This is a genomic window from Marinifaba aquimaris, from assembly GCF_013328345.1.
Taxonomy (GTDB): Bacteria; Pseudomonadota; Gammaproteobacteria; order Enterobacterales; family Alteromonadaceae; genus Marinifaba; species Marinifaba aquimaris.
On record NZ_JABULX010000002.1, the window covers coordinates 61668 to 74092 of the forward strand.

The following is a 12425-nucleotide window of genomic DNA, read 5'->3' on the forward strand; positions in this document are numbered from 1 at the left end:
CGTCACGTGACGGGCTTTTTTATATCTAAATTCAATTAAGAATCTAACTTATCTGTAGCAACATGATAGTTAGGATCTTCAAGTACATTCACTTCGCACATGTTACCCGCGCGTTTAAGCAATTGCCTACACTCAGGGCTTAAGTGTCGGATATGCAATTGTTTATTTTGCGCTTTGTATTTATCTGCCAGACTATCAAGCGCTTCAATGCCTGAATGGTCAGAAATCTTTGAGCGTTGGAACTCAATAACTACGTGCTCAGGGTCATTAATTGGGTCGAAAAGCTCTTTAAAATGACTCACAGAACCGAAGAATAACGGGCCTCTTAACTCATATACTTTTTGCCCATCTTTATCGACCGATGTTTCAGCATGAATGTGCTTCGCGTGTTTCCAAGCAAATACTAATGCAGATACGATCACACCAATAATTACCGCAACGGCAAGGTCATAAATAACAGTAACACCTGATACTAGGATGATAATGAAAGCATCGGTTGCCGGTATCTTGCGCATAATACGCAGCGACGACCATTCAAATGTGCCCAATACAACCATAAACATGATGCCGACTAAAGCCGCTAATGGGATCATTTCTATCAAACTGGCTGCAAATAATATAAAGCCCAGTAATACTAAGGCAGCAGTAATGCCCGATAGACGACCACGACCACCGGAATTGATATTAATCATAGATTGACCAATCATGGCACAACCACCCATACCACCAAAGAAGCCGTTAGTAGTGTTGGCTAAACCTTGACCAATACACTCTTTATTGCCTTTACCACGAGTATCCGTGATCTCATCAATCAAGCTCAATGTTAATAACGATTCGATTAAACCAATCGCAGCAATAATGAGCGCATAAGGTAAAACAATGAGGAAAGTTTCCATCGTAAATGGCACGACAGGGATGGCGAAACTAGGCAGTTCACCCTGTAAGCTTGCAGTGGCTGCTTGCTCTGCAGGTAACATATCACGGACGTAATCAATAACGGTACGCGCTTCTAAATCTAACCCCATCACTAGCAAAGTCACAGTAACAATAGCAACTAAGCCGGCAGGTACGGCTGTTGTGAATTTAGGTAGGAAGTGGCAAATAGCCATAGTTAAAGCAATCAAAGCAACCATAGTTGTCATCATGCCGCTTTCCATAATCACCATTTCACCCACATCGTTCTTAACCAAGAACTGGCCAAATTGTGCAAGTAAAATAACGATGGCAAGACCGTTAACAAACCCCAGCATTACGGGGTGAGGGACCATTCGAATAAACTTCCCGAGCTTGAATATACCCGCGAGTATTTGAATAAGACCGGCGAGAATAACTGCGGCAAATAAATATTGAACACCGTGCATAGCAACGAGTGAAACATACACAACAGCTGTTGCGCCTGTTGCACCTGAAATCATACCTGGGCGACCACCAAAAATAGAGGTGATCAAGCCCATCATAAAGGCCGCATAAAGCCCGACCATAGGCTCAACCCCTGCAACAAAGGCAAAGGCAACCGCTTCCGGTACTAAGGCTAACGCCACAGTAACACCGGAAAGAACGTCATTTTTAACGTTCGACTGGTTACTATTAATTAAGTTAAACATGAATAGATCTGCTTAAAAAGTGAATGGAAATTAAGGCGCGCGAGTATAGCGAAAAGCGCCCTTAACTTAAAGGAATTGAATATAAATATTGATTAAATTTTAGCTAGATGCAAATAAGCTGGAGGGGGTTAAGCTTTGTTTTCACTTCTCAACTTATTGGGGCGACCACCGGTAACTTTATCCGCACGGCCTTCTTCTTTGGCTTTTTCGGCGCGGCGGCGACGAATCTCTTTGGGATCAGCGATCAGTGGGCGGTATATTTCGATGCGATCACCTTCGTTGATGCTTTCAGTCAGCTTTCGGTTGCGACTCCACACACCGACTTTATTTTTGGCTAAGTCAATTTCAGGGTATAGCGCTAAAATTCCAGAAGCTTTGATACAGTTTTCAATCGTTTCACCTTCATCGACCTCGACGACTAAAAGGCTTTGCTTTTGTGGTAAGGCAAAAACAACTTCTATTTGTATTTTGTTCTGGCTCATAAAATTGAATAACTTTTTTACTGTGGCTACATATTAAGCTAGCTGATTGGCTCGGCTGATGAAGGCTTTAACCATATTATTGGCAACGTGATTAAAGATCTTACCAAAAGCCAGGGCAACTAATTTGTTAGAAAACTCAAAATCAAGCTCTAAACTCACTTTACAAGCTTCTTCATCAAGTGGGATAAACTGCCAAACACCCGTTAGACGTTTAAATGGGCCATCAACCAAGGTCATTTTAACTTGGTTTTTATCAATGAAGGTATTGCAGGTGGTAAACCATTTATTGACAGCGCCTTTACCGATTTTTAATGATGCAGTCATTTCACTTTCATTAGATGAGATCACTTTTGCGCCAAGGCAATCGGGTAAGAATTCAGGGTACGCAGACACGTCATTAACTAAATCAAACATGGTTTCGGCACTGTGCATAACCAGCGCGTCACGTTGTATGGTTGGCATCTACTAACCTCAAATTGCGAAAGAGCGCGGATTCTAACACATAATCTGTATTTGGCAGAAAGATCTGAGAAAGATTTTAATGGCGAGTTAAGCCCCAATCCGTATAATATGCCGCCGAATAGGATTGAGAAAGTAGACCATGAGTAAAGCGAAGAACAAAGCCAAACCACAAAGCAATACCATAGCGCTGAATAAAAAAGCACGTCATGAATTTATTCTCGAAGATAAATTTGAAGCGGGTATCGAGCTACAAGGTTGGGAAGTGAAAAGTATTCGCGCTGGTAAAGTGAATATCTCAGAAACCTTCGTCACCATTCAAAATGGTGAAGCCTATTTAGTCGGCGCACAAATCCAACCTCTTCACGCAGCTTCGACTCACGTTGTGGCAAACCCTGAGCGCAGCCGTAAACTATTACTCAGCCGCCGTGAATTAGATCGCTTAATCGGCGCAAGAGATCGTCAAGGCTACTCTCTAATAGCGACGGCGATGTATTGGAAGAAATGTTGGGTAAAACTAGAGTTTTTCACAGGTAAAGGTAAAAAGTCTCACGATAAACGAACCGATCTCAAAGACAAAGACTGGTCGCGCCAAAAAGAGCGAATCATGAAACACTCTGCTCGCTAATTGAACTCGGCACATGGCTTTAATTACAGATACACCTATCCAACAAGCCGTTGAAACTTGGCTTGTACAAGTTGTCATCGGTTTAAACCTGTGCCCTTTTGCAGCCAAGCCACATAAAAATAAACAAATCCGTATCAGTATCAGTGATGCAAAATACGATGGTGATTTAGCCGATGACTTAAAGGCTGAGCTAGATAAGCTTTGCGTAACCAATGCTGATGAGCTCGATACCACACTCTTGATTGTACCCAATATGTTGAGTGATTTTCATCATTACAACGACTTCCTATTTGAACAAGCAGACGCCCTTCTCGATGAGTATGATTGGTCTGGCACCTATCAAATTGCCAGCTTTCATCCAGAGTATTGTTTTGAAGGTTTACCCGCCAATGACGAGCAGAATCTAACTAATCGTTCTCCATTTCCGATCCTACACATTTTAAGAGAAGATAGTTTATCTAGAGGCATCGATCATTTTCCAGATGTTGATGCGATCCCCGAGAACAACATCAAACGCATCTTAAGTTTGAGCGAACAAGAAAAACAAAAACTGTTCGGTTATTTAAGTCTAGAAAATCTCTAACCAGTTATATTAAAGTAACGTTAATCTCTAACATTTTTATACAAAAACAACTATCCTAATGCAGATTTTAAAATCTAAAAACTAAGGATAGATTCAAATGCGCCAACCCATTATTTGGCTATTCGCCATACTAATGAGCTTTGCTGGCTTTAGTTATGCCCAAGCAACTCAAACAAACTTAACCCCGCAACAACAAATCGAACAAAAAATTAAGCGTTATCAAAAGCGCTATAACGAAATTGAAGCTTTGCGCAGTGAAGTAAAAAACTTAACAGGTAGTGATGCACAAGCACTTAACTACCTCATTGCCCAAAAGCAGCTTATCGCTTTTGAAAGCTTAGATAATTTAGTTGATCAAGCACGTGAACAACCACTTGATGAAGCAACAAAAAAACAACTAGAAAGCTTTTTAATGCCAATTGGTGGATTTATTGCTGATACCATCAAAAAAGAGCAAAAAACATACAAAACAGCATCAGCAAAATTAGACCAATTCACCATTGACGGTTTTGAGCTATATATGCGCCATAACGAAAAGCAAGATTTAGCTTTAACGTTATTAGTAGGTCATTTAGAAAATCTAAAACTGGCTAATTTAGAAGATGCAAAAACAACGGCTTACGTTAAAAAAGCACTGACAGAGCGCGCAGAGCTACTTACAGGTAAACTGGAATTTTTAGATACTGAAATTGGTGAAATAGAAAAACTTTTAGCGCTAAAACCAGAGGAAGCAAGTTTATTAGACAGAAAAACTTTCTCTACAGAAACCTTAAAACTAAGCCGATCGAGTTTAGAGCAAACGATCAGTCACTTACTTGAATTTGATATCAATACGGATTACTACCAACAAGCACTATTAGCTTCAGGTGGAGAAATCAGCTCTAACTTATTACACGCTTCAGTGATTACCAACCTAATTAACAGCTGGTTTGAAGGTTTTGGTGAGTTCTTTGCTCAAAACGGCGGAGAGATTATTTTTAAAATATTCATCATTGCCGTCATTCTTTACTTATTCATCAAGTTATCAAATGTCGCTAAGAAAGTGCTTTACAAGAGCTTAGATAAATCAAACTTAAACTTATCTAGCTTAATGAAAGAGATGATTGTCTCTATCGCCTCTCGCATCATTTTAATCATAGGTATTTTAATTGCTTTAGCTCAACTGGGGATTTCACTAGCACCTATCTTAGCGGGTCTAGGCGTAGCAGGTTTCATTATCGGTTTCGCCTTGCAAGATACTTTGGGCAACTTTGCATCAGGCTTAATGATTTTAATTTATCGTCCTTATGATGTGAAAGATGTAGTTGAAGTCGCTGGAGGTGTATCAGGTGAAGTTAAGAGTATGAATTTAGTTTCGACGACCATTCTTACTTTCGATAACCAGACCTTGGTATTACCTAATAGTAAGATCTGGGGCGATGTCATTAAAAACGTGACCGCACAAAAAGTGCGACGTGTTGATATGGTATTTGGTATTGGCTACAGCGACGATATCGCCAAAGCTGAACGAGTGTTACAAGAGATCGTTGATAAGCACGAGAAGGTTTTACCAAAGCCAGCACGTAACATCAAAGTGCACGTTTTAAATTCATCATCAGTTGACTTTATTGTTCGTCCTTGGGTGAAAACAGCTGACTATTGGGATGTGTACTGGGACATCACGCGTGAAGTTAAACTGCGCTTTGACCAAGAAAATATTTCAATTCCATTCCCGCAGCAAGACGTACATTTATACAAAGCAGACTAACCGCTCCCCTACTCCTCAAACCTTTCGCCAAAAGCGAAAGGTTTGACCCTTTTTTTGCCATTTTCTTTTTATTTAATTGTCTTAATATTTGGATAACACCTTTATTGAGAGATTTGAAATGGCTAGCCCAACTTCGTATAACACCACCAGTAAATGCCTACATTGGCTAACAGGAATACTTGTTTTAGCTTTATTTGGCTTGGGTTTCTGGATGGTCGATTTAAGCTATTACCACGCTTGGTATCGCACCAGTATGGAGCTACATAAAAGTATAGGTGTGATTCTCGCCTTGCTATTTATCTGGCGATTAGTGAATCGGCTGACATCAACGCAGCCCTCGCCCATAGCCAAGCAAGCTTGGCAAAAATTAGCAGCCCACATGACACACTTAATGCTCTACGTCTTGGTTTTCAGCATTTTTATCACAGGCTACTTAATATCAACAGCAGATGGACGCTCAATTGAAATATTTGAACTGATTGCTATCCCTGCATTGATAGCAGAAGGCGAGCAACAAGCTGAGCTCGCTGGCAGTATCCATAAATGGTTAGCTTACAGTGTAATTGGCTTAGTGGTTTTACACGCAACAGCTGCACTTAAGCATCATTTTATCGACAAAGACGTAACACTAAGCCGCATGTGGTTTAAATCAAAACACAACTAAACATTCTTCAACAGGAGCCCGTTATGAAAAAAGTTATCGCAGGCAGTATATTCGCAATCAGTGCGATATTTGCTAACTCAGTACAAGCAAACGACTATATTATTGATACTAAAGGTGCCCACGCATCAATCGAATTCAAAATAAAACACTTAGGCTATAGCTGGTTAACTGGTCGCTTTAATCGTTTTGATGGTGAATTTAGCTATGATGCGAGTAAACCAGAACAAGCCCAAATTACTGTTAATATCGACCCTGCCAGTATTGACTCAAACCACGCAGAGCGAGACAAGCACTTGCGCAGTGGCGATTTTTTATCTGTGACCAATCACAAAACATCAAAGTTTGTTAGTACGCAAGTAAAAGACCAAGGAAATGGAAAGCTCAGTATTACAGGTGATTTCACTTTGCACGGTGTGACTAAATCAATTGAAATTGATGCCCAAAAAGTTGGCGAAGGTAAAGACCCTTGGGGAGGCTACCGAGTCGGCTTCACAGGTACAACCGAAATTGCTCTTGAAGACTTTGGTATAAAAAACACACTGGGGCCAGACTCTGCTAACGTCTACCTTAGCTTAAATATTGAAGGAATTCGTAAATAGCAAAATTATGGCTTGAGGAAATCCTCCTTAAGCCATGTAAGACATTTCCCACACCCGTGTAAGTTTTTCCTTTTACATAACCCAATTTTCATCTGGCAAATAGATAGAAAAACAATAAAAATCAGAATCTTATATATATCAAGGCTATTTTAGAGATGAGAAATTAACGACTTACTGAAAATAGGTCAGTTGCGATCAAAACAGATTAACCTATTATTAAACACATCGGAGCAGGGATGATGACTAGGAAAGTCGAGCTAGGTTGAGGATGACCTAAAAGGATACTCTGGATTTTACGAAGGAAATTGTTTTTTCAAGGACACGAAAAAACGCAGGATGCACTAGGACAAACATGATGTTTTTTCACTCAAGGTAGAGTGAACAAAGGACGCAAAGCTAGGGTGCTTTGCAAAAAAATGGAAAGCTAACCGTCTATAAAACGCTCGCCTCTGGCGGGCGTTTTTCATTTCAGTAGATTAATTTAACAACAATATCTAGCCAATTAACACTATTTAGCTCACTAGTTTATAATTAAAAGTTGTTTGAAATAGAAGTTTCTGGTATAGATAGCCGCCTTAAACTATTTCAGAACAGATGTAGCACGATTAGGAGACCATCGTATGCCTGCTGGCAAAGATAAAAAACCACTTGGTATTATGGCAACTGCTGGTTTAGACCCATATCAAGAAAAGCCAGGCGAAGAATACATGAACACGGAGCAACTTGCTCACTTCAAGAAAATCTTGGAAGCTTGGCGCAGCCAACTACGTGCAGAAGTAGATAAAACTATGGTGCACATGCAAGATGAAGCTGCAAACTTCCCTGATCCGGTTGACAGAGCAGCTCAAGAAGAAGAGTTCAGCTTAGAGCTTCGCGCACGTGACCGTGAACGCAAACTGATCAAGAAAATCGAAAAAACGCTTCAATTAATTGAAGAGGACGATTTTGGCTTCTGTAAAGAATGTGGTGTTGAAATTGGTATTCGCCGTCTAGAGGCGCGCCCTACAGCCGATTTATGTATCGATTGTAAAACACTTGCTGAAATTAAAGAAAAGCAAATGGCGGGTTAAGCCCTTTTCTTTTTATCAGTTAAAAGGCTTCTTTTTAAGAAGCCTTTTTTAATTCATCCAACTTATGTCTCATCCACAATACATTGGCCGTTTTGCTCCCTCACCTTCAGGGCCATTACATTTTGGCTCTTTAGTTGCAGCCCTTGCTAGCTTTTTAGATGCTAAACATCACGCTGGTAAATGGTTAGTTCGCATCGAAGATATCGATCCACCAAGAGAGGAAAAAGGGGCTGATAAACTCATATTAAAGACCCTAGAAGCATTTAATCTTTATTGGGACGATAGCGTGCTCTATCAAAGCGAACGTCATGATGCATATCGCGAGCAATTAAATAGCTGGCTATCATCGGGGGATGCATTTGCTTGTGAGTGCACGCGCAAACAAATAAAACAACAAGGCGGCCATTATTATGGCTTCTGTCGAGATAAAGGCTTGCCTAAAGAGGGTCATGCAATCCGTTTTAAACACCAAGATGCAACCCTTAGCTTTAACGACTGTTATCTAGGCCATTACCAAGCAGATATCAATCAAGCCAAAGAAGACTTTTTAATTCACCGCCGGGATGGTTTGTTTGCCTACCAATTAGCAGTTGTTATGGATGATAGCTTTCAAAATATTAGCCATGTAATTCGCGGCGCCGATCTACTGCCTACCACGGTTTGGCAAATTGATTTGTTTAAAGCACTTAAGGCAAAGTTACCAACCTTTGGCCACGTTCCATTAATGATGGCTGCAGATGGCCGCAAGCTCAGTAAACAAAACCACGCCCCAGCACTGGATATCTCACAATCCTCAGCATTGCTTTTTGATGCATTAATTGCATTAAAACAACAGCCGCCAAAAGCGCTCATTCACGAAAATAATCAAACCATCTTAGATTGGGCGATTATTAACTGGCAAAATCCATACAAATAAAGGTTTAGCTAGCGTTAGAAGGGGACTCTGGTATATTATTGGCGCTAAAATTTATCGCTCAGTAGTAAAGGTTCCATTATCAGACAAGTCATCGAATTATGTAAGAAAGTTGTCAATCGCAGTAAACGCAAAAAAGCGTCAAAAACCGCGGGCAACTTAGCCATAATCCCCAGAGATAACCACCCTATTTCGCGTCGTGATATTCACAAAAACGCGTTAAAGGTTTTATATCGCCTGCACGATGCAGGCTTTGAAGCCTACTTAGTAGGTGGTGGTGTTCGTGACTTGTTATTAGGTTTAAAACCAAAAGATTTTGACATTGCAACCAATGCCACCCCTGAGCAAATTAAAAGCTTATTCTCAAACTGCCGTCTAATCGGTCGCCGTTTTCGTTTAGCTCACATTGTTTTTGGTCGAGATATTATTGAAGTCGCTACATTTCGCGGTCATCACGAAGAAAAGGCCGATGGTAAAAACGTATCAAAGCAGAGTGAAGACGGACAGCTATTGCGCGATAATGTTTATGGCACGATAGACGAAGATGCTGAACGCCGTGATTTCTCAATCAACGCCCTTTACTACAGTATTGCGGATTACAGTATTCGCGATTATTGGCAAGGCGTAGAAGCGATCAATAAAAGACAAATAGAGTTAATTGGTGACCCTGAAACGCGTTACAGAGAAGACCCTGTTCGTATGTTACGCGCGGTCAGGTTTGCAATTAAGCTCGATATGGAAATCGCCCCTGCTACTGCCGCGCCAATAAAAGAGCTGGCACCTTTATTAAACAATATTCCTGCAGCACGTTTGTTTGAAGAAAGTTTAAAACTTTTTATGAATGGTAAAGGTTTAGCCACATTTAAAAAGTTAGTTGAATTTGGCTTATTCCAGCAAATGTTTCCGCAACTGGGTAAAACGGTTGCGGTTGAAAACTCAAAAGGCTATCAACTGTTCTGTTTAGCACTGAGCAACACAGATGAACGAATTGCAAACAATCAAAGAGTAACGCCTGCTTTCTTATACGCAACCATGTTTTGGTATGGTGTGGAAGCACGTGCCACCGAACTGGCCAGCGAAAGTGGTTTACCTAGTTACGATGCGCTACAAATTGCGATAACAGAAGCACTCGATAGCAATAAATATCGAATATTTATACCCAAACGCTTTGCCAGCATGATACGCGATATTTGGTCAAACCAACCGCGTTTACACAACAGACAAGGCAAGCGCCCATTTAGATTACTTGAACACCCTAAATTCCGTGCCGCATATGATTTCTTACTACTGAGATCAGAAATTGAAGGTGGTGAATTAGTAGAGCTTGCTCAGTGGTGGACACAATTCCAACAAGCTAACACCAAAGAAAAGTCAGGCTTGATGCAAGATGTAAAAGATCCAAGCAAAAAACGCGGTCCTTACAAAAAACGCCGATATAACAAAAGGCGTTCAAGCAATAAGCCTAAAAAACAAGATTAATACATTATGACCCAATGTTTTATTGGCCTAGGTAGCAATTTATCCACGCCTGTAGCCCAGTTAAACGCAGCGTTAAAAGCCCTTGAGCAATTGCCTAACCTATCTGAGCTACAGTGTTCATCCTTTTACGGCAGCAAGCCAATGGGACCACAAGATCAGCCAGACTACGTCAATGCAGTTGCAAGCTTCAACTGGCAAGGCGATGCGATTACCCTGCTCGATGCTTTACAAAAAATTGAACTGGAACAAGGCCGAGTCCGTAAATATGAACGCTGGGGCCCCAGAACACTTGATTTAGATATTATACTCTTTGGTGATGAACAAATTTCAACTGATAGATTAACCGTGCCGCATTATGGTCTAGCTCAACGAGAGTTCGTGCTTTATCCACTTGCTGAATTAAATACCAACTGTCAGTTACCGGATGGTACTTGCATTAACGACTTATTGAAAAAAGTACCACTCAATGGATTAACCAAACTTAATTGTGACCAGGTTTCGTAATGAATAAGAAAATCTCCATCTCTACTTTGAATAAAATGAAGCAAAATGGTGAAAAATTCACTGTTTTGACTGCTTATGACACAAGCTTTGCTAAATTATTCGACGAACAAGGTGTTCATATGCTATTGGTCGGCGACTCTTTAGGTATGGTGCTTCAAGGTGGCGATGACACTTTAGCCGTCACAATTGACGAAATGGCTTATCACACGCGTTGCGTCAAAGCAGGTGTAAACTCAACCTTTATACTCGCAGATATGCCATTTATGAGTTATGCCACACCTGAGCAAGCTTGCGATAATGCTGCTAAGTTAATGAGAGCAGGTGCGCAAATGGTAAAATTAGAAGGTGGAGCTTGGTTAGCCGAGACCATTACTATGCTTAGTCAGCGCTCAGTACCTGTTTGTGCGCACTTGGGATTAACACCTCAATCTGTACACGTATTTGGCGGCTATAAAGTTCAGGGTCGTGAAGATGATAGTGCACAACAAATGATTGAAGATGCTAAAAACTTAGTCGCAGCTGGCGCTCAAATGGTATTACTTGAATGTGTTCCGGCAAGCCTTGCAAAAGCGATCACTGAAGCCGTTGATGTGCCTGTTGTTGGTATAGGGGCAGGCGTTGATACCGATGCTCAAGTGCTCGTTATGCACGACATATTAGGTATTAGTGCGGGCCATATTCCTAAGTTTTCAAAGAATTATTTAGCGCAAACTGGCGACATTCGCCAAGCTGTAGCAAGCTTTGTAGAGGAAGTAAAAAACAAAACCTTCCCAGCACAAGAACATACTTTTTAAGGACGCTGCAGACATGTTAACAGTCGATACCGTTGAAAAAGTACGCAATCAAATTTTAGATTGGCGTGCAGATGGTTTAACTATTGCTTTTGTTCCGACAATGGGCAATTTACATCAAGGGCACCTCAGCCTAATTGATGAAGCGAAGAAAAGAGCAGATAAAGTAGTATCGAGCATCTTTGTCAATCCAATGCAGTTTGGTGCGAATGAAGATTTAGATAACTACCCACGCACTCTAGCTGACGACCAAGCAGCATTGACTAAACACGGTACAGACCTATTGTTCACCCCCACACCAGAAATAGTTTATCCAAAGGGCTTAGACAACCAAACGTATGTCGATGTACCCGATTTGGGCAATATCTTATGTGGTAATAGTCGAAAGAACCACTTTCGCGGTGTAACAACGGTAGTGGCCAAATTATTTAATATTGTCCAACCTGATGTTGCTTGCTTTGGAGAGAAAGACTTTCAGCAATTATTTATCATCAAAACCATGGTTGAAGACTTAAACATGCCCATTGAAATTATTGGGGTGCCAACGGTCAGAGAAGAATCAGGTTTAGCCATGAGCAGCCGCAATGGCTATTTACATGAAGATGAGAAAAAACAAGCAACGGCTATCTATAAAGGCTTGATGTATGGCAAGCGCTACCTCAGTGAAGGTAATCGTGACTTTACTTATTTAAAACAAACGATTAGCAGTAATATTGAGCAAGCTGACTTGCGAATCGATTATGTCGAGGTGCTCGATGCAACCACACTGGCTGATGCCAATGCCAATACCCAGCATTTTGTTATCTTAGCCGCAGTGTTTGTCGGTCCTGCGAGGCTAATAGACAATATCCATTTCAGTGTTTAAAAAAAGCGGTTAGTGAATAATCACCAACCGCTTTTTT

General features: G+C 40.9%; 14 protein-coding genes. 11 read left to right on the forward strand and 3 right to left on the reverse strand.

Annotated elements, in window-relative coordinates:
* Window positions 1–35 precede the first annotated feature (35 nt).
* From HR060_RS01775 to HR060_RS01785, 3 genes are all read right to left on the reverse strand, one after another.
* A complete protein-coding gene (locus HR060_RS01775; protein ID WP_174198549.1) occupies window positions 36–1604 on the reverse strand; it encodes a SulP family inorganic anion transporter in 1569 nt (522 codons plus the stop codon).
* A 128-nt stretch (window positions 1605–1732) separates the two neighbouring features.
* Window positions 1733–2086: an RnfH family protein gene (locus HR060_RS01780; RefSeq protein ID WP_174198550.1), complete on the reverse strand. Its 354-nt coding sequence runs from the start codon at window positions 2084–2086 to the stop codon at window positions 1733–1735.
* 33 nt (window positions 2087–2119) lie between these two features.
* Window positions 2120–2548: a type II toxin-antitoxin system RatA family toxin gene (locus tag HR060_RS01785; protein ID WP_174198551.1), complete on the reverse strand. Its 429-nt coding sequence runs from the start codon at window positions 2546–2548 to the stop codon at window positions 2120–2122.
* A 139-nt stretch (window positions 2549–2687) separates the two neighbouring features.
* On the opposite strand from HR060_RS01785, the gene smpB reads away from it, so the two are divergent.
* The 11 genes from smpB (at window position 2688) to panC (ending at window position 12388) form a co-directional block, all read left to right on the forward strand.
* Entirely contained in the window at window positions 2688–3173 is a 486-nt protein-coding gene (smpB, locus tag HR060_RS01790) for an SsrA-binding protein SmpB (protein WP_174198552.1), read from the forward strand.
* Between the two features lie 13 nt (window positions 3174–3186).
* A complete protein-coding gene (locus HR060_RS01795; RefSeq protein WP_174198553.1) occupies window positions 3187–3756 on the forward strand; it encodes a DUF1415 domain-containing protein in 570 nt (189 codons plus the stop codon).
* 97 nt (window positions 3757–3853) lie between these two features.
* Window positions 3854–5503 (forward strand): mechanosensitive ion channel family protein, encoded by a 1650-nt coding sequence (locus HR060_RS01800; RefSeq protein WP_174198554.1) that lies wholly within the window; start codon window positions 3854–3856, stop codon window positions 5501–5503.
* Between the two features lie 118 nt (window positions 5504–5621).
* Complete coding sequence (locus HR060_RS01805; protein WP_174198555.1) at window positions 5622–6167, forward strand: cytochrome b; 546 nt, start codon at window positions 5622–5624, stop codon at window positions 6165–6167.
* Window positions 6168–6190: 23 nt separating this feature from the next.
* Window positions 6191–6766, forward strand: a complete 576-nt coding sequence (locus HR060_RS01810; RefSeq protein ID WP_174198556.1) for a YceI family protein — start codon at window positions 6191–6193, stop codon at window positions 6764–6766.
* A 620-nt stretch (window positions 6767–7386) separates the two neighbouring features.
* Complete coding sequence (gene dksA / locus HR060_RS01815) at window positions 7387–7836, forward strand: RNA polymerase-binding protein DksA (protein ID WP_174198557.1); 450 nt, start codon at window positions 7387–7389, stop codon at window positions 7834–7836.
* Between the two features lie 64 nt (window positions 7837–7900).
* Entirely contained in the window at window positions 7901–8752 is an 852-nt protein-coding gene (gene gluQRS, locus HR060_RS01820; protein ID WP_174198558.1) for a tRNA glutamyl-Q(34) synthetase GluQRS, read from the forward strand.
* A gap of 165 nt (window positions 8753–8917) precedes the next feature.
* Window positions 8918–10228: a polynucleotide adenylyltransferase PcnB gene (gene pcnB, locus HR060_RS01825; RefSeq protein ID WP_343044138.1), complete on the forward strand. Its 1311-nt coding sequence runs from the start codon at window positions 8918–8920 to the stop codon at window positions 10226–10228.
* A gap of 6 nt (window positions 10229–10234) precedes the next feature.
* Window positions 10235–10732, forward strand: coding sequence for a 2-amino-4-hydroxy-6-hydroxymethyldihydropteridine diphosphokinase (gene folK, locus HR060_RS01830; protein WP_174198559.1), 498 nt, complete (start codon window positions 10235–10237; stop codon window positions 10730–10732).
* The gene (gene panB, locus HR060_RS01835; protein WP_174198560.1) at window positions 10732–11526 is read left to right on the forward strand and encodes a 3-methyl-2-oxobutanoate hydroxymethyltransferase; all 795 of its coding nucleotides are present in this window, start codon (window positions 10732–10734) and stop codon (window positions 11524–11526) included. Before folK ends, panB begins: the two co-directional genes overlap by 1 nt.
* A 13-nt stretch (window positions 11527–11539) precedes the next feature.
* Window positions 11540–12388 carry a pantoate--beta-alanine ligase gene (gene panC / locus HR060_RS01840; RefSeq protein WP_174198561.1) on the forward strand — a complete coding sequence of 283 codons (849 nt, stop codon included), beginning with the start codon at window positions 11540–11542 and terminating at the stop codon, window positions 12386–12388.
* Window positions 12389–12425: the final 37 nt, after the last annotated feature.

Bases quoted from the DNA above. Each gene is read 5' to 3' on its own strand.
- HR060_RS01775 (WP_174198549.1), bottom strand. From the start codon at position 1,604: ATGTTTAACTTAATTAATAGTAACCAGTCGAACGTTAAAAATGACGTT.
- HR060_RS01780 (WP_174198550.1), bottom strand. From the start codon at position 2,086: ATGAGCCAGAACAAAATACAAATAGAAGTTGTTTTTGCCTTACCACAA.
- HR060_RS01785 (WP_174198551.1), bottom strand. From the start codon at position 2,548: ATGCCAACCATACAACGTGACGCGCTGGTTATGCACAGTGCCGAAACC.
- smpB (WP_174198552.1), top strand. From the start codon at position 2,688: ATGAGTAAAGCGAAGAACAAAGCCAAACCACAAAGCAATACCATAGCG.
- HR060_RS01795 (WP_174198553.1), top strand. From the start codon at position 3,187: ATGGCTTTAATTACAGATACACCTATCCAACAAGCCGTTGAAACTTGG.
- HR060_RS01800 (WP_174198554.1), top strand. From the start codon at position 3,854: ATGCGCCAACCCATTATTTGGCTATTCGCCATACTAATGAGCTTTGCT.
- HR060_RS01805 (WP_174198555.1), top strand. From the start codon at position 5,622: ATGGCTAGCCCAACTTCGTATAACACCACCAGTAAATGCCTACATTGG.
- HR060_RS01810 (WP_174198556.1), top strand. From the start codon at position 6,191: ATGAAAAAAGTTATCGCAGGCAGTATATTCGCAATCAGTGCGATATTT.
- dksA (WP_174198557.1), top strand. From the start codon at position 7,387: ATGCCTGCTGGCAAAGATAAAAAACCACTTGGTATTATGGCAACTGCT.
- gluQRS (WP_174198558.1), top strand. From the start codon at position 7,901: ATGTCTCATCCACAATACATTGGCCGTTTTGCTCCCTCACCTTCAGGG.
- folK (WP_174198559.1), top strand. From the start codon at position 10,235: ATGACCCAATGTTTTATTGGCCTAGGTAGCAATTTATCCACGCCTGTA.
- panB (WP_174198560.1), top strand. From the start codon at position 10,732: ATGAATAAGAAAATCTCCATCTCTACTTTGAATAAAATGAAGCAAAAT.
- panC (WP_174198561.1), top strand. From the start codon at position 11,540: ATGTTAACAGTCGATACCGTTGAAAAAGTACGCAATCAAATTTTAGAT.